Source organism: Variovorax sp. GW821-FHT09D05 (assembly GCF_059416325.1).
Window position 1 is genome coordinate 1 of sequence record NZ_JBWKOZ010000013.1, and the last position, 17,375, is coordinate 17,375.

Genomic DNA, 17,375 nt, shown 5'->3' on the forward strand with positions numbered 1-17,375 from the left:
TTCTAGATTGGAATGCGCCACGAACGACCGGTCTCGCGGGACTGGTGGTAATTGGCTGAATGACTGCATGTGGCCGGCTGTAGCCGGTCGCACTGCCGGCGAAAAGGCCCTTAACCGATTCTTGCCGCGACCGTACTGAACCAAGTCGGAAATCAAGCACGCGCCACCAGAACTTGAAGCATCTTGGCAAGGCCGGTATCTGTCGAACTATAGGGATAGTCGAAGTACTCGATCTGCAGCCATTGAGCTTCCTGGCCCGGATGCACGTACTTCTCAAAATCGTCTACAAGCAACACTTGGTGCGGTTGCACGCCGGGCACAAATCGGAGGTCCTTTGTCTCCCCGTTCCATGTGACGTACTCGACATCCGCAAACCAATCGGGTGCGACCTTTTCGTCCACCAGCAAGCGCGCGATCCTTCTGAATCGATCTTCCTTGACGGTGGTGAACATGACGATGCGGGGAAAAATTTCAGCGCAACGCGTCAGAAAATTTGCCAGACCCGGTCGGGGGATCTGGCTCATCGCATTCGAGATCAAGGTGCCTTCGAGATCGAGGGCGAGGACGTAGCTGGTCATGAACAGATGTGGCTCGGTTGGTAAGAGTCCGCTTCCGGCCGAATTCTGCCTCGCCTGCGGCACTACGGTTGCTCGAAGCCAAATGCACTCAGAGTCGGCGGACGTCTTCCGCTGCAGGGTCAGTTGGCCCTGCAGCCACGCAGACTCCGGCCAGCCCCGCCACGTGCAGAGACTCGACCACTGAGGCTCGAAACCAGTTGAATTGCTCCTGGTCATGCAGGTCGATCTCTTCAGGGTCGTCTGGCATCAGCAGCGCACAAGTTGGCCCGGCGTGCGATACGAAGCCTAGATCGACCAACCACGATGACGCGAAGCCAATCAGGCTTTCAATGCTCTCGTGATTAGTGATCTTGAGTGCAATCTCGCCCTTATTCATTTAAGTTGAGTCTCTGGCATGAGTGACGGCTATTGGCCGACTCTTGCCATTGGTCGCTCAATAGGATGTGGCCGCTAGCCTATCTGCCAGATTTGTTCTAGGGGTGGAAGATGGCCCGTACTTTCGCCGCGACGACATCGTCCTGTATTTCCTGAAGCAGCACCAAATTGCCTCGATTTGACGCTATCGCCCAGGTTTCTATCAAGGCAATTCCAAGAGGAAAAATAGTTCCTCCCGGAGGCTGAGAGTTCATCGCCTCAGCCAAAGTTTTCCCCCTTCGAGGGTTACCTTCCTCCACCGCAAATAGGCGCGGTGAGGCCGCCTGGGAGATAGGAATAAACACACCGCCACGGAATACTGCGACGGAGTTTCGCTCCACCACATACACCGCTAATTCTGGTCCAAGGTGGTAGACGCCGTCCGCATCCCTCAGCTGTAAGCCGTACTTGCCTGGGAGCAAGCCTTGCTCAACGTCTCGCTGCATCCAGGACTCAGATTTTCTGACCCAAGAAATCTGCTCCGTGAGATCCACCACCGCTTGGACAGGAGCTGCTTGGAGTCGAGCCGCCTCGACAACTTTCACCGACGCTTGTGCAAAGACGGGGGTATGCAATGCCAAGACGAGCGCCGTCGCTGCAACGTAAATACTCCGGCCCATTGGTCAACCTCTTGTGAATGCGAAGGGAGGAATTCTCGAATGCGACATGTGCACTAGCCCTAGCTTCGAGAATGGAAGTGAAAGTCCGGTTGTGGCCGCGTCCCGACCTATTCGCTTTGCTACCATTTCAAAGGCTCATCATCAACGTCAGTTGTGATCTGAGCGTCGAGTGCCCTTGAAATCGAGGCGATCCGCAGCCGAAGCTCATTGTCCGGATTCTCGAACCCGGACTGATACTCCATGACCAACTTGCCTCGAGCAAAGCGAAGAAACGGATGCCATTGCATTCCGCTGTAAATCTCTGAGTCTGCATCGCCAACTGGGAGATGAATCTGTTCACCGGTCTCAGGGTTGATGGCGGCATACGGCTTGGCGCGAAGCCGTAGGTCCGGCTCGTTGGCGACGAGCTTCCCCCATTCCTCCAGGGAAATGGCATTGGCGCGGCCGAGCCGCTCGACAAACAGGCTGATTCCCAAAACTCCTCCTCGTGAGCCGTATGCAGCGGGTGGCCGCTTTGGACGCGATTGTGCAGCGCCGTTGAACGACCGCAGTTGGCCGGATTGCGTCAAGCCAAGCCCCCTATGCCGCACTGCGGGCCAGCAATCCAAGCTCTCTTAAATGCTCCACTGCACGACTGGCAACCCGCTCTTTGTACTTGAAGTCGCCCGAGCGGGAGCGCCATCGAACTCGACTGCCGTCGTGGAGATGAAATGTCAGTTGGTGCCGCCGCGACATAAAGGCCCACTTCAGCCCATAGATCCCGGCAAGCCCAAGCAGACCGACCCGGATGGTCGTCCCTGGCTCAAGGCTGTCCCAATAAACCCCCAAGTAGTAGAAGATGCCAACTAGTAGAAGCAGCACCAGTACGCCCGCCACGATTCGCGTTGCCGCCAAGCCGCTCTCGTATTCCACTCTGGAAATGCTGGATGCAGGCAATACCTCAATTCTGTACGGACTCTTTATCGAAAGTTGCTTGCGAACGACCCTCAAGCCGTCGGAACCAATGCTCACCACCTGGCCGATGTAGTACGCATAGTCTTCAGGCAGTGCAAAGATGGCGAAGGTTTGCTCTTCCTCGAGTCGTTTTCTTTCGCTTTCCATGATCTCCTTGCGTTGTGAACGAAGCTGCGCTTGCCTAGCCACGATTGGCGAGCTTCAATACTTTGGACTTCCTAGCAATTGATTGTTGACGCGCCTTCAGTTGGTGTGCACGCGCTTTCATTGCCGCGATACCAATCTGTTCGACTAGTGTTGTGAGCATGCTGCGAAGGTCTGCTTTCCGGCGATCTAGGTAAGGTCGCTGTACGACATTCATGCCCGACTGGAGCCTCGCGCACGGCCCTCGCAACAAGGCCCGAAGCCGACGGACATGGTTCATGGCGATCTTTTCATTGCGCACCGCCCTCGCCTGCGGCAGCACGCAACGACTGAATCGTAGCCTCGGCCGTTTCGACGCGCCGCTGCAGTTCTTCATTAACTAGCCGCACCAGAGCGCCGAGTTCGGCGCGCGTCGGATAGACCTCTTCCGTATCGCTCATCCTCTGCGGAACGATGAGCTTTTCAAGACACGCATAGGCGCGATGCACAGCGTGAAAGCTGTCGATGTCATCGCACGCCTGCAGCACAAGCGCTTCAACGCCGGCAGTTTCAGAAGATTCGGGAAACGAAGAGACGAGCGCAGAAGCGCGAGCAGATGCAGCCATGAATGGCCTCCAAGGGTTTCGGTTTGCTGAAACCGACACCCCCGAGTCCAAGCGGAGGCGGCGGCTCGACGGGTTGGACTACCGGGAAACCACTTGCGTGAAACCGGCCGGGCTTGCGCCCGCCCATCGAGCCGCCAAAACTGGAAGCACGAACGACGAAGCCGCAGACCCTGCGGGGTGACTGCGGCTTGCGTCGCAGTGATTTCAACGGGAGTCCAAGCCCGATCACGCCTCTTTTTGAACTGACCGGCGCAGTATAGCCACGGGTAACGGCATGCCCCTACGCCCTAGGGCTTCAACACAATTCAATGGTCTGCCGCAGCAACCCTGTTTGCTCAGCACTCGGCCCGACGAAGATCTCGACTTCGCCCGCCTCGAACAAGGGCTGCAGGTCCGGCCCGAGGTAGCGCAACTCGGCCGCCGGCAGTTCCAGGTTCACCAAGCCGGCTTCGCCCGGCATCAATCGCAGCTTCGCGTAGCCCTTGAGTTCCAGCAACGGCCGGGTGACACGGCTCCGCTTGCCGCGAACGAACAGGAAGACAGTTTCTTCAGCCTCACGCGCACCAACGTTGCGCAGCCTGACGCTGATCTTCAGCGCGTCCTGCTCGCGCACGCGTCGCGGCTCTACCTGAAGCTCGTCGTAGACAAACCGGCCGAAGGTCAAGCCGTGGCCGAAGGCATATAGCGGCGAATTTTCGACGTCCTGGTACCTGCTCGTGAAGTAGTCGGCGGGATTCATCGGCCGACCGGTGGGACGCTGGCCGAAGTAGATCGGCAGCTGCCCGACGGCGCGCGGCCAGCTCATCGGCGTGCGGCCACTTGGCGTTGCCTGGCCCGTGACTACGTCGGCGATCGCATGGCCGGCTTCGATGCCGAGGAACCACGCTGCCAGCAGCGCATCGGCGTGTTCGGCCAGCCAGGGAACGACGAGCGGACGGCCCGAGAACAAGATTGCGACGACGGGGATGCCGAGCGCGTGTGCACGTGCCGTCACCGCTTCGGCCAGCGCCTGTTGTAGCCCGGGAAGCGCGGGCGTGGCGCGGCTCGCGGCCTCGCCACTCATGGTGGCACGCTCGCCCAGGCACAGCAGGACGGCGTCGACGCCATCGCACAGCGCAACAGCAGCTTCGATGCCGCTGTCGTCATCACTCTCGATGGCAACGCCGGGTGCATGGCGTATGTCGGTCTGCGGCAGCGCGGCACGCAAGCCGGCAAGCACGCTCGCGGCCGGCTCGTGTTCGCCGGCACCCCACCACGGGCCTTTCATCTCGGTGCTTGCGTCGGCCAGCGGGCCGATGACGCACAGTGCCTTCGCCGCAGCAGGCAAAGGCAGGGTGTCCCGCTCGTTCTTCAGCATGACGATGGCCTTGCGCGCGGCGTCGCGCGCCACCGCGTGCCGCTCGGCGACAACCGCCGCGAGTTCGGGTGTCGCGCCGCGGCGGTAAGGGTCGTCGAACAGGCCGAGCTGCTCCTTGAGTTGCAGCACGCGGCGCACGCTCGCGTCGATCGCTTCGATCGTCACCCGTCCCTGCGCGAGCGCGATGGGCAGGCCCTTGCGATACGCGTCGGCCATCATGTCGATGTCGACGCCGGCCTTCAGCGCCAGTACCGCGGCATCGACGAGATCGGCCGCGACGCCGTGCTTGATCAATTCCGCGATCGCGTTGTAGTCGCTGACGATGACGCCGTCCCAGCCCATCTCGCCGCGCAGCCAGTCGCGCAGCAAGGGGATGTGCGCAGTCATCGGCACGCCGTTGAGATCGGTGAAGGCGGGCATCAGCGTCGCAACGCCGGCGCGCACCGCTGCTGCGAAGCCCGGCAGATGCACCTCGTGCAAGGTGCGCTCGGAGATGTCCACGGCGGCGTACTCCCGCCCCGCGGTGACTGCGCCGTATGCGACGAAATGCTTCGCGCAGGCGGCCAGCGAATCGGCCGATGACAGATCGCCCCCCTGGAAGCCGCGCACCTTGGCCTGCGCGATGCGTGCGTTAAGCCAAGGGTCTTCGCCGGGTCCTTCCGCGGTACGGCCCCAGCGGGGATCGCGCGATACATCGAGCATCGGCGCAAAAGTCATCGCCAGGCCGTCGGCAGCGCCTTCGCGTGCGGCCTCCCGCGCCGTGCGCTCCCAGAGGTCTTCGTCGAAGGTGCCGGCCTCCGCAAGCGGGATCGGAAAGAGCGTGCGATGGCCATGAATGATGTCCAGGCCGATCAGCAGCGGAATGCCGAGCCGCGACTTCTCGACGGCCAGTCGCTGCATCTCGTGCGTGTGACCGGCGCCGACCATGTTCAGCAGATTGCCGACGGTGCCGTCGATGATCGACTGCGTGGAGTCTCCCGCGAGCACCGGCCCGGTGACCGTGTAGCCGGAGGCAGTCATCGTCAGTTGACCCAGCTTTTCGGCTAGCGTCATCCGGGCCATGAGAGTATCGATGCGACTCATCAGGGATTTCGAATAGAACCCAGGGGGCCTAATGATGGCATGCTGCGGGCGAAGAGCCCTCAGCCGCGTGGCGCCGCCGATGATTCGGTGAAACCAAACGTGACACCCGGGACAACAACGAAAGGAACCGTTCGTGTTGATGGATGACAGGAACCCGAGGGCACTGGCAGCCCTGCCCGATGAAGCCTTGATCGACGCCGTGCAGCGGCAGACCTTCCGCTATTTCTGGGACGGTGCGGATGCCGACAGCGGCCTGGCGCTCGACCGCCGCACGCTCGTCGGCGCCACGGGCGAAGACCTGCCCGATGACAGGGTCGCGATCGGCGGCACGGGCTTCGGCATCATGGCCTTGATCGTCGCGGTGGAGCGCGGCTGGGTCACGCGGGACGCAGCGCTGGAGCGCCTGGGGCGCATGCGGGACGCCCTCTTTCGCGCCAGGCGCTACCACGGCGCCTTCCCCCACTTCATGGACGCAGCGAGCGGCGAGACGATCCCGATGAGCCCGAAGGACGACGCGGGCGATCTGGTCGAGACCTCGTTCCTCTGCATGGGGCTGCTCTGTGCGCGCCAGTATTTCAGCGAGGACACGGCCGCGGCGCGCCGGTTGCGCAGCGACATCGACACGCTGTGGCACGACGTCGAATGGAACTGGTTCACCCAGGGCGGACGGGACGTGTTGTATTGGCACTGGAGCCCGAACCACGGCTGGGCGATGAACCACGAAGTGCGCGGCTGGAACGAGTGCCTCATCACCTACCTGCTGGCGTCGGCCGCGCCGCGCCATGCGATCGATCCGCGGGTGTACCACCGCGGCTTTGCGGCGGGGGCCGGTTTCCTCAACGGCCGGTCGTACTACGACATCGAGATACCGCTGGGCATGCCGTACGGCGGCCCGCTGTTCTTCACGCACTACTCGTTCTGCGGCCTTGATCCGCACGGCCTGAAGGATCGCTACGCCGACTACTGGGACCTCAACTGCCGTCACCTGCAGATCAACCGTGCGCACTGCATCGCCAATCCTCATGGCCATCCGGGCTACGGTGAATCGTGCTGGGGCCTGACCGCCAGCGACGACCCCGACGGCTACCTCGCGCACGCCCCGGACATCGACAACGGCACCATTTCGCCGACGGCTGCGCTGGCCAGCCTGCCGTATGCGCCCACCGAGGTGATGCAGGTTCTGCGGCATTTCCTCACCGTGCATGGCACGCGCTTGTGGAAGGACTACGGCTTCATCGATGCGTTCTGCGAACGGCGCGGTTGGTTCGCAGAGACATATCTCGCCATCGACCAGGGCCCGATCGTCGTGATGATGGAGAACCATCGCACGGGCCTTCTGTGGAAACTGTTCATGAGCGTGCCCGAAGTGCAGGCCGGGCTGCGCGCCCTGGACTTCAGCAGCCCGCACCTCGAGTCGCCTGCACCGTGACCTTCAGCGTGGCGAGCCAGCAAGACCCGGCTTTCGAGTCATGGCTCGAAAGACAGCTGTCTGCTTCGGCGAGCGCGATGCTGCCCTGCATCTCGCCGGTGTCGATCGTCAAGCATCGCCCCGGCTTCGGTCAGACCATACGGCCGGTCGCCGGCGCCATCATTGCCTCGCCCGTACTCGGCAATTACGACCCGGACCCGGACTACTTCTTTCATTGGTTCCGGGACTCTGCTGTCGTCATCGATGCATTGCGCCTGCTCTACGCTGACCGACGCATCGGCGACGAAGCCCTGCAGCATCTGCGCGATTTCACCCGCTTCAGCCTTGCCGTGAACGGACTCGACGGCCGCGCGGTTGCCGCGGAGCAAGGCCGCAGAGCGCGCGTGGCCCCCGAACTCCTGCAGTACCTGCGCGAAGACCATGACCTCGCGAGCGTCCACGGCGATGCGGTCGTCGCCGAGACGCGGGTGAACCCCGACGGCACGCTCGATGTCCTCCGCTGGGCGCGCCCCCAGCACGACGGGCCGCCATTGCGCGCGCTGGCGCTGCTGCGCTGGGCAGCCGGAGGGCACCTCGACGCGGCCCTGCTGGCGGAGGTCACGCCGCTGATTCGCTTCGACATCGGCTTCACGCTGCGTCACTGGCGCGAGCCGTCGTACGACATCTGGGAGGAAGAGCTCGGCCACCACTACTACACACTGCGCGTCGCAGGGGCCGCGCTGGCCGAAGGCGCGGCATGGCTGGAGGGCTTGGGCGACGCGGCGCTGGCGCAGCGCTGCCGGGAGGAGTCGCGGGCCGTGCAGCGCCTGCTCGACGACTACTGGGTAGACGAGCGAGACGAACGCGACTCGACGCGCGGCTACTACCGTTCACGCGTGCTGGTGGACGGCCAGCCCAGTGCGAAGGCGCTGGACATCGCGGTGATCCTGTCGGCAATCCACAGCCTCGGCACCGAGGCCGCGCATGGCCCGGCCGATCCGCGCATGCAGGCCACGCTGGCGCGACTCGACGCGCTGTTCGATGCGGCCTATCCGATCAACCAAGGCCGTGCCGCAGGCCGTGGCGCGGCGATGGGGCGGTATGCCGGCGACGTGTACTACTCGGGCGGTGCGTACTTTTTCTCGACACTCGGTGCCGCCGAGTTCTGTTTCCGCGCCGCGGCGATGGGCGGCGATGCACGCCATTGGAACCAGTGGATGGGGCGCGGCGACGCCTACCTCGCCACCGTGCGCGCGTACACGCCGGCCGGTGGTGATCTGTCGGAACAGTTCGACCAGCGCAGCGGCGCGCAGACCTCGGCGAAGCAACTGGCATGGAGCCACGCCGCCTTCATTTCGTGTGTCTCGGCGCGCCGCATCGCGGCCGCCGCTTGTCAGGCGCCGCGGTAGCGATGAGCGCGAGGCCTGAGAACCGTGTCGAGCCGGCTGCAAGAGCCGGTGTCTTCCGTCAGGTCCGCGAGTTGCTCGGCGCCTTGCGAGTGTCCCCGGTCGCGAAAACGCTTGTCGTGCTGATGGGCGCGATCGTCGTGGTCGTCGCGCTCACGGCGTATGGGCAGATCGAGCTCAATAGCTGGAACAAGCCGTTCTACGATGCGATCTCGCGTCGCGACCTGAGCGAATTCGTCGTGCAGGTAGGCGTCTTCGCCATCATTGCGGGCGTGCTGCTGGTCTTGAACGTCGCACAGAGGTGGCTGGGCGAAACCTTGCAGCTGAAGCTGCGCGAGGCCGTGGTCAATGACCTCGTGGGGCTGTGGCTGCAGCCGCGCCGGGCGTTCTGGCTCCAGGCCAGCGGCCCGATGGGGGCCCACCCGGATCAGCGCATGCACGACGACACGCTGAAGCTGTGCGATCTGTCGGTCACCCTCGGCGTGGGTCTGTTGCAGGCAGCGATGCTGTTCGGCAGCTTTGCGAGCGTGCTGTGGGTCATCTCCAAGGACTTCAGCCTCTTCTTCAACGGCGAGGACCACGTGTTGCCGGGCTTCATGTTGTGGGCGGCAATTGCCTATGCGATCGCCGGCTCGCTGCTCACCTACTGGGTCGGCAACGGCCTGATCTCGCGCAACGCCGAGCGCTACGCGCGTGAAGGCGAATTGCGCTTCTCGCTGACGCGCATCAACGAGCATCTGGACGGCATCTCCCTGGCTGGTGGCGAGGCCGACGAGAAGCGTCGCGTTGCCATGCATTTCGGCGACGTCTTGCGCGCCACGTCGCGCGTGGTGCTCGGGCTGACCAACCTGACCTGGGTCACCGCGGGCTTCGGCTGGGTCACCATCATCGCGCCGACGCTGGTGGCCGCCCCCCTCTACTTCTCGGGGAAGGTTTCGTTCGGCGGCTTGATGATGGCTGCCGCGGCCTTCACCCAGGCACAGTCGTCGCTGCGCTGGTTCGTCGACAACTTCAGCATCATTGCCGACTGGCGCGCCACGCTGCTGCGTGTCACCGACCTGCGCCGGATGCTGGCCTCCGATCTGGAGACACAGGCAGGTGGCAGCCGCATCGCCTACGAAGAGAGCGAAGCCGGGACGCTCGCGATCGAAGCGCTCGAGGTTCGCTCCTGGAGCGGCCACGATCAGCTGGACGACCCCGGTCTCGTCGTGCACCGCGGCCAGTGCGTCCTGATCCTCGGCACACCGGGCACGGAGAAGACCCTGCTGTTCCGGGCGCTAGCGGGCCTCTGGCCCTGGGGCTGCGGCACCGTGCGCCGGCCCGTCGGCGAGACGATTCACTACATGCCGCGCGGCACGCCCTACATTCCCCGCGGCACGCTGGCCGAAGTGCTGTCGTATGCGATGGAGCCATCGAGCTACCCGAGAGAAGCCATGGTGGCCGCGCTGGCGAGTGTGGGCCTCCAGCGCCTGGAACAGTTGCTGAACAAGACGGGTCGCTGGGAGAGCGAGCTCAGCATGGACGAGCAGTTGCGGCTGGGCTTCGCCCGCGTGGTGCTGCAGGCGCCGCCCTGGCTGGTGATGGACGAAGCCTTCGGCGCGTTCGACGACGACACGCTCGAACTCATCATCGACGCGCTGGGCAAGCTCACGCACACGGGCATTGTTCATATAGGCTCGGCCGGAGGAGCGCACGACCGGCTGTTCACGCGGGTGGTGCATCTGGTCAAGGCGCCGAACGCCGTGCCCGAGGAGCAGCGACCATGAGACACCCCGGGTCAACCGTCAGTCGTGCGCGTCGCGCCCTCATGCGGCTGATTCTTGCGCTGCCCGCGTGGCCGACCTGGGCCTGGGCGGCCGATTTCGGCTTCCGGCCACCGCGCGATCCTGACGATGCCACCGCGGCGGACCTGATGCGGGACCTGGCCGAGCGCATCTTGCCGGTGTACCAGGAGGCGGACACCGATGTCTTCCTGGCCAACCTGACCGCCCTGCAGATCGTCAGCGGCGCCTACCGTGCAGCCTACGACAGCAGCGCGTCCCTGCGCAGCCGCCGCCAGGGCAAGCCGTTCGACGACCTGGTCCAGCGGGCGATCCTCGACGGCATCTATGCGCGTGCGCGCATGCTCGAAGCGGACGGGCGCCTCGGCTTCGCCGAAGCCTACGCGCGCTCGTTCCAGGAACTGGTGTCGCCGCTCGACAACGCGCAAGCCCAGGCCATCATGGCGCGGCTCGAAATCCCGCCGGCGGTGTACAGAGAGCCGCTGCGCCAGGCTTTCGATCTCTGGCGTGCGAAGGGCAGCCTCCCGCAGGCCGATGCGCTGGCGCTCGTGCGAACCTGGCTTTCGTACCAGTCGCGTCGCAGCTTCAATGCGCTGCTGCCCGAATTGTTCGCGGCGGAAAACCGCAACCGCTACGTGGCGGAGGCTGACGTCAGGATTCCCGTGCGCGGGGGTGTCATTCATGCGAACCTGGTTCGGCCCGGCCGCGCAAACGACGCACTGGCAGCCCTGCCGACGCTGCTGCGCTTCACGCTCGATCCCGCCGAGGACGACGCACAGCACAGCGCCGCCAAAGGCTACGTCGGCGTCACGGCGTACGTGCGCGGACGCACGCCCGACGGCAAGGGCGCCGTGTGGCCGTTCGTTCGCGACGGCGAAGACGCCGCCGCCGTCATCGACTGGATTGCCCGGCAGGCGTGGAGCGACGGCCGCGTCGCCATGCTCGGCGACGGCTACTCCGGCTACGCCGCCTGGGCCGCCGCCCGCAGGAGACCGGCTGCCCTCAAGGCCATTGCCACGATCGCGCCGATGGCGCCGGGCATCGACTTCCCGATGGCCGGACAAATCTTCCGCAACGCCATGGTCCGCTGGGCGCAGGAGCACGCGACTGCCGAGCCCCTGCGGGCCGGCGTCGACGCCGACGCGGACCCGGACACGATGTGGCAGGCACTCGACGCACGCTGGCACCGTGGCAATCGCCCCTACTGGGACATAGACCGCGTCTTGCTGGGCAAGCGCAGCAGGTTGATCCGAACCTGGCTGACGCACCCGAGTCACGATCGCTACTGGCAGAAGTTCTTGCCGTCGGCGGAGCAGTTTGCGCGAATCGACATTCCGGTGCTCGGCTTTGCCGGCTACTACGGCGCCGATGCCGGCGCGCTCTACTTCCACCACGAGCATCTGCGCAACCGGCCGCAGGCCGACACGACGCTGCTGCTCGGCCCCTACGACGCGGCCTCGATCCGGCGCGGCACGGCGGCAACGCTGCGCGGCTACACGCTCGACCCCGTCGCACGCGTCGACCTGCCCGAGCTGCGCTACCAATGGCTCGACCACATCCTGAAGGGCGCGAACAAACCTCCCCTGCTGATGGATCGCGTCAACTACCAGGTGATGGGCGCGGACCAGTGGCGCCATGCGCCAACGCTGGACGCGCCGCAGCGCGCCCCGCTGCGCCTTCACCTCGACACCCGCGAGCGCGACGACCCGCACCGCCTGTTGCCGTCGCCGTCCGAAGGCGGTGGCAACGTGCGGCTCTCGGTCGATCTCGCCGATCGACGCGACGTGCGCATCCCGTGGCCGGACGCGCTGCGCGTGAAGCAACTGCCGGCGCGCAACAGCATCAGCTTTGTCAGTGATCCGCTCCCGGAGGGCACCGAGCTCATCGGCAGCCTGCGCGGCGTGTTCGACATCACGCCCTCACGGCAGGACGTGGACTTCAACATCTCGCTGTACGAGCAGACGGCAAGCGGCGAATACCAGCTGCTGTTCGATCCCTACGACTTTCGCGCCAGCTACGCAGGCCATCGCATGCGTCGCCGGCTTCTGCGGGCCGGCGAGCGTCAGCTGCTTGCGTTCACCGCCGAACGCGTGACGGCCTGCAAGCTCGCGGCGGGCAGCCGCATCGTGCTGCTGATCGGCCTCAACAGGCGTCCCGACCGGCAGATCAACTACGGCAGCGGCAAGGACGTGAATTCGGAAACCATTGCCGACGCGAAATGGCCCATCCGAGTGCGCTGGCATGCGCGCAGCTACGTCGAGATCCAGACCGGCAAGTCTTGATTGCTCATCGTGTCGTCGGACCCTTGTCGTCCACGGCGCCGATGACGATGCCTTCGCAAGGCGCCAGCACCAGGGGCCCCTTGATGAACTCGGCGCGCGCAGGATCGGTCGATGCGAGCACGATCGGTTGGTGCGGCATCAACGCCGGCGAAATCGGCGCCGGGGTGGTGCCGAAGTTCAAGAGCACTACCAGCCGCTGCCCTTCGTCGTTGCGCGCATAGGCGAGCACTTCGCCCCCGGTTTCAAGCGCTTCAAAGTTGCCCCGGTTCAGCGCGGGCTGCGCGCGGCGCAACGCGATGAGGCGCCGGTAGAGCGCCAGCATCGACCCTGCGTCGTGCGATTGCGCCTCCACATTGTTCGTGGGCCAGTCGGCTGCCAGGCGCAGCCACGGCGTGCCGGTCGTGAAGCCCGCATGCTCTGCAGCGCTCCACTGCATGGGTGTTCGCTCCGGGTCGCGACCCAGGCCCATGCCAGGCTTGTTCTTCTCGAACGGGTCCTGCACTTCATCGGCGGGAATGGGGACGTCCGTCATGCCGATCTCGTCGCCGTAGTAGAGCGTCGGCGTGCCGCGCAGCGTGAGCAGCAGCATGGCCGCGAGCCGCGCCATCTGTGGCCCGACGCGGCTCGCAATGCGAGGTCTGTCGTGGTTGCCCAGCACCCAGTTCGGCTGGGCGCCGGTGGGCAAGGCGGCTTCGTAGTCGCGCACGAAGCGGTCGATGCGCGCCGCCTGCCACTCGGTCGCGATCAGCTGGAAGTTGAAGGGCAGCTGCACGCCTTCGAGCACACCTTCGGCGTTGAGTCCGTAGTAGGCGACCAGGCGCGGGAGCGGCAGGTAGAGCTCGCCGATCAGCACGCGCGACGAGCGTGCGTCGCTGAACGCGTCGACCACGCGGCGCATCTCGGCCACGATCGGCTGCACCTCCGGCAGGTCGGTGTTGTAGAGCATCAACCAGCGAAAAAATGGGTCCTGGCCCGGGGCGAAGTCCGGATTCGGCGGGTTGTCGCGGAACTGCGCGTCCTTGATGATTTGAGAGAGCACGTCGACACGGAATCCGTCGACGCCGCGCCGAAGCCAGAAGCGCAGCACCTCGTACATCGCGGCTCGCACTTCGGGGTTGCGCCAGTTGAGGTCGGGCTGCTCCTTCAGGAACGAATGGCAGTAGTACTGGCCGGTGGTCGCATCGAAGGCCCAGGCCGGGCCGCCGAAATTGCTGAGCCAGTTGTTGGGCGGCCCGCCGCCCGGCGCCGGGTCGCGCCAGATGTACCAGTCGCGTCGCGGATCGCTGCGCGCGCTGCGGCTCTGCGCGAACCACGGATGACGATCCGACGTGTGGTTGGGCACGAAGTCCAGGATGAGCTTGAGCTCTCTCGCGTGGGCCTCCTGCACCAGCGCATCGAAGCCGTCCAGCGTGCCGAAGCGCGGATCGATGCCGCAAAAATCGGAGATGTCGTACCCGAAGTCGGCCATCGGCGACGGATAGATCGGCGAGATCCAGATGGCATCGACGCCGAGCGAGACCAGATGATCCAGCCGGGCGCGGATTCCGCCCAGGTCGCCGATGCCGTCGCCGTTGCTGTCCTGGAACGAACGCGGGTAGACCTGATAGACGATTCCGCACTTCCACCAGTCGTCGGCTGACATCTTGATCCCCTCATGCTCGGTTTCGGGTGGGTCCATTTTCCCCAGAAAGAAAACAGCTGACCTAGCCGTTCAGTACGAGAGACCCCTGCGGATACTGCGCGCACATGAAGTCGACGAACGCCCGAACCTTCGGTGCAGGGAGTCGCCTCGACGTATGCAGGACCCAGAGCGCGACCTCCACGCCTGAAACCATGCCCCACTGAACCAGTTCTCCGCGCGTCAGCTGGTTCCACGCGATGGACTGCGGCATCAGGGCGACGCCAGCGCCGGCGATCGCAGCGTCGCGAATCATCAGGAACGAGGAAAGTCTGAGCCTCGGAATCGGCTCCAGGACAAGGCGTCCGTCGTCGAGCGTCCAGTTCGTCGGTTGAAAGCTTGTCGAGACGATGCCTGGGACCGGGCTGACCTTGCCTGGCGCAGGCACGGGCACGGAGGGCGCGGCCACGACCACCAGCCGGTCTTTGGCAAAACACCGGCCGACGAGGCTGCTGTCCGGGCTTGGATTGATCCGGATCGCGGCGTCGAACTGCTCCTCGACGAGGTCCACCAGGCGATCGTCCGCCACCACCTCGCAGCTGACCTCGGGGTAGGCCGTGCAGAACTCGGCGGAGATGCGGCCCATCGCCAACTGCGAGAACAGCACCGGCGAAGCGATGCGCAGGCGTCCGCGGGGCACCGACAAGCCCTCGCGCGCGGAAGTCATGGCGTCGGCCACCTCGTGCATCGGCCCTTCGGTGCGGTCCATCAGCATCTGCCCGGCTTCTGTGAGCTTGAGCCCGCGGGCGCTGCGCTCGATGAGCCGCACGCCGAGTTGCTCTTCCAGATCGGCGATGCGCCGGGACAAGGTCGCCTTCGATCTACCGCTCGCGCGGCTTGCTTTTCCGAGGCCGCCGTTCATTGCGACGAGCGCGAAGTCGCTCAGTGCATTCAGATCCATGGTGTTCCGAAATTGAAACGAGGTATCTTCATTTTCGGATCTTCGTTTTAACAATGCAACGGCCTATCTTCTCCTTACCGCAACTTCAACAGGAGAAAACTGAAATGACCACCACCATCACTCAACGTGCCGTGCTTATCCGGACCTATGGCGGTGCTGCCGCCGCCGAGGTCGCCGAGACCGCGAGGCCCACGGCCGGACAGGGCCAGGTCCTGGTGCGCGTCCGGGCGGCCGGCGTGAACGGTATCGACTGGAAGATTCGTGAAGGCTTCGTCCGGGACGCATTCCCGCTTCAACTGCCCGCCGTGCTGGGTATCGAGCTTGCGGGTGTCGTCGAAGCGCTTGGCTCCGGCGCCTCGCGTTTTCGCGTGGGCGATCGCGTCATGGGCCCGCTGGGCGGCCTGGGTGCCTATGCCGAGTTCGTGGCAGTCGACGAGGCGAAGCTCGTGCGCACGCCGCAAGGCCTGGACGACGTTCATGCGGCCGCCGTCCCCGTCGCGGCCGTGGCCGCCTGGCAAAGCCTGCACCACGCGGGTCCGATCGCCGCAGGCCAGCGAATCCTCATTCATGGTGCAGCGGGAGGGCTGGGCGGCTATGCCGTGCAGTACGCCAAGCAGGCAGGCGCCGAAGTCTTCGCGACGGCGTCGACCGCCCATATCGAATACGTGCGCAGCCTGGGCGCGGACCACGTCATCGACTACCGCACCGAACGCTTCGAGTCGGTCGCGCGCGACATCGACCTTGTGCTCGACTACGTTGGCGGCGAAGTGCTCGATCGCTCATGGCAGGTGCTGACGAAGGACGGCGCGATCGTCGGCACGTCCTCGCCCGACATCCTGGCACGCACGCCTCCCGGCCGCCGCGGACTGTGGTTCATGAGCAAGCCGGACGCGGCGCTCCTGGAACGGCTGGCGGCAGGGATCGCCGGAGGCACGCTGATTTCGAAGCTCGACGAAGTCGTGGGCTTCGGCGACATCCCCATGGCCATCGAACGCAATCGCACCGACCCGCGCATCGGCAAGGTCGTTGCGGACTTCTCGCGCTGATCGATCTTTTCATCCCCCCACCAACCTCCCAGGAGATTTCCATGAGCATTCTCGTCACCGGTGCCACCGGCACCATCGGTTCCCTCGTCGTCCAAGGCCTGGCCAGTGCCGGCGCCGAAGTCAGCGCCTTCGTTCGCACACCCGGAAAGCAGAGCTTTCCGACCGGCGTCAAGGAGGTCGTCGGCGACCTGACCGACGTGCCCTCATTGCGCGCGGCACTGTCGTCGGTGCGCACGCTGTTCCTTCTGAACGCCGTCACGCCCGACGAAGTGACCCAGGCCCTCGTCGCGCTGAACCTGGCGCGCGAAGCTGGCATCGAGCGCATCGTCTACCTCTCGGTCATCCATGCGGACAAGTTCACCGATGTGCCGCACTTCACCGGCAAGCACACGGTCGAGCGAATGATCGAGAGCCTCGACATTCCGGCAACCGTCCTTCGGCCGGCCTACTTCATGCAAAACGAGCGCATGGTCCAGCAGGTGATCCAGGGCTATGGCGTCTACCCGATGCCGATCGGCTCCACGGGCGTCGCGATGATCGATGCACGAGACATCGCGGACGCCGCCGTCGCCGAACTGCTGCGCCGCGATCGCGCGACCGCGCCGTCACCACGCGTGACGCTGGAGCTGGTCGGGCCCGAGCTGTTGACCGGAGAGTCGGTGGCCAAAATCTGGAGTGCTGCGCTCGGTCGTGAAGTGACTTACGGCGGAGACGACGTGGCGGCCTTCGAAGCGCAGATGGCCACATCGGGCCCGTCCTGGCTTGCCTACGACATGCGCCTGATGATGGCCGGGATCCAGAAGTTCGGCATGCATGGCGCGGACGGCGCCGCGGATCGCCTGCTGGCCATCCTCGGGCGTCCTCTGCGCAAGTACACCGACTTCGTCAAGGAGGCCGTTGCCGCGTCGTAGGCTGCGTGCTTCGCGTATGTCGGCTGGGACTGCATCACACGCCGCGCTCTGGGGATCTGATGTCCGTTCCGTGCGCGGCGGTTACTGGCATTTGGCGGCAAAGCGCGGGTGAGTACTATCGGCCATAAGCGGCCAATCGCGAATGGCTGCTTCGGCGATGCTCTATCCTCATTAAAAAGGTGTGGGATCGTTAGCTCGGAGGAGCAA

15 protein-coding genes are annotated in these 17,375 nt (G+C 64.8%); 6 read left to right on the forward strand and 9 right to left on the reverse strand.

Translation table 11 applies throughout. From position 1 onward, the window contains the following. Nucleotides 1–152: 152 nt before the first annotated feature. The 7 genes from AC07O3_RS29585 to AC07O3_RS29615 all read right to left on the reverse strand — a co-directional run bounded on the left by AC07O3_RS29585 (nt 153) and on the right by AC07O3_RS29615 (nt 5,755). On the reverse strand, nt 153–578 hold the full coding sequence (locus AC07O3_RS29585) for an NIF family HAD-type phosphatase (protein ID WP_495341004.1): 426 nt from the start codon (nt 576–578) through the stop codon (nt 153–155). 88 nt (nt 579–666) lie between these two features. Continuing rightward, nucleotides 667–954, reverse strand: coding sequence for a hypothetical protein (locus AC07O3_RS29590; protein WP_495341005.1), 288 nt, complete (start codon nt 952–954; stop codon nt 667–669). Nucleotides 955–1,051: 97 nt separating this feature from the next. Continuing rightward, a complete protein-coding gene (locus tag AC07O3_RS29595) occupies nt 1,052–1,573 on the reverse strand; it encodes a hypothetical protein (RefSeq protein ID WP_495341006.1) in 522 nt (173 codons plus the stop codon). Between the two features lie 158 nt (nt 1,574–1,731). Further along, complete coding sequence (locus tag AC07O3_RS29600) at nt 1,732–2,088, reverse strand: hypothetical protein (RefSeq protein ID WP_495341007.1); 357 nt, start codon at nt 2,086–2,088, stop codon at nt 1,732–1,734. Between the two features lie 103 nt (nt 2,089–2,191). Next, nucleotides 2,192–2,713 (reverse strand): hypothetical protein, encoded by a 522-nt coding sequence (locus AC07O3_RS29605; protein ID WP_495341008.1) that lies wholly within the window; start codon nt 2,711–2,713, stop codon nt 2,192–2,194. A gap of 287 nt (nt 2,714–3,000) precedes the next feature. Further along, the gene (locus AC07O3_RS29610; RefSeq protein WP_495341009.1) at nt 3,001–3,315 is read right to left on the reverse strand and encodes a hypothetical protein; all 315 of its coding nucleotides are present in this window, start codon (nt 3,313–3,315) and stop codon (nt 3,001–3,003) included. A 295-nt stretch (nt 3,316–3,610) separates the two neighbouring features. Further along, on the reverse strand, nt 3,611–5,755 hold the full coding sequence (locus AC07O3_RS29615) for a glycoside hydrolase family 3 N-terminal domain-containing protein (RefSeq protein WP_495341010.1): 2,145 nt from the start codon (nt 5,753–5,755) through the stop codon (nt 3,611–3,613). A 139-nt stretch (nt 5,756–5,894) separates the two neighbouring features. Here AC07O3_RS29615 and AC07O3_RS29620 point away from each other — a divergent pair, with 139 nt between their 5' ends. Genes AC07O3_RS29620 through AC07O3_RS29635 form a run of 4 tightly spaced genes read left to right on the forward strand, consistent with a single transcriptional unit; the run spans nt 5,895 to nt 12,632 of the window. Next, a complete protein-coding gene (locus AC07O3_RS29620; RefSeq protein ID WP_495341011.1) occupies nt 5,895–7,184 on the forward strand; it encodes a glucoamylase family protein in 1,290 nt (429 codons plus the stop codon). Next, entirely contained in the window at nt 7,181–8,572 is a 1,392-nt protein-coding gene (locus AC07O3_RS29625; protein WP_495341012.1) for a glycoside hydrolase family 15 protein, read from the forward strand. The genes AC07O3_RS29620 and AC07O3_RS29625 overlap by 4 nt, the downstream gene beginning before the upstream one ends. Nucleotides 8,573–8,574: 2 nt before the next feature. Further along, nucleotides 8,575–10,335 (forward strand): ABC transporter ATP-binding protein/permease, encoded by a 1,761-nt coding sequence (locus AC07O3_RS29630; protein WP_495341013.1) that lies wholly within the window; start codon nt 8,575–8,577, stop codon nt 10,333–10,335. Beyond that, the gene (locus tag AC07O3_RS29635; protein WP_495341014.1) at nt 10,332–12,632 is read left to right on the forward strand and encodes a CocE/NonD family hydrolase; all 2,301 of its coding nucleotides are present in this window, start codon (nt 10,332–10,334) and stop codon (nt 12,630–12,632) included. Before AC07O3_RS29630 ends, AC07O3_RS29635 begins: the two co-directional genes overlap by 4 nt. A gap of 4 nt (nt 12,633–12,636) precedes the next feature. On the opposite strand, the gene AC07O3_RS29640 is transcribed toward AC07O3_RS29635, so the two are convergent. Together AC07O3_RS29640 and AC07O3_RS29645 are read right to left on the reverse strand one after the other, a co-directional pair. Further along, complete coding sequence (locus tag AC07O3_RS29640; RefSeq protein ID WP_495341015.1) at nt 12,637–14,274, reverse strand: alpha-amylase family glycosyl hydrolase; 1,638 nt, start codon at nt 14,272–14,274, stop codon at nt 12,637–12,639. A 61-nt stretch (nt 14,275–14,335) separates the two neighbouring features. After that, nucleotides 14,336–15,211, reverse strand: a complete 876-nt coding sequence (locus AC07O3_RS29645) for a LysR family transcriptional regulator (RefSeq protein WP_097198568.1) — start codon at nt 15,209–15,211, stop codon at nt 14,336–14,338. A gap of 104 nt (nt 15,212–15,315) precedes the next feature. Between AC07O3_RS29645 and AC07O3_RS29650 the strand changes: the two genes are divergently transcribed. Then, the gene (locus tag AC07O3_RS29650) at nt 15,316–16,257 is read left to right on the forward strand and encodes an NADP-dependent oxidoreductase (RefSeq protein ID WP_495341016.1); all 942 of its coding nucleotides are present in this window, start codon (nt 15,316–15,318) and stop codon (nt 16,255–16,257) included. 41 nt (nt 16,258–16,298) lie between these two features. Next, nucleotides 16,299–17,168 (forward strand): NmrA/HSCARG family protein, encoded by an 870-nt coding sequence (locus AC07O3_RS29655; protein ID WP_495341017.1) that lies wholly within the window; start codon nt 16,299–16,301, stop codon nt 17,166–17,168. Nucleotides 17,169–17,375: the final 207 nt, after the last annotated feature.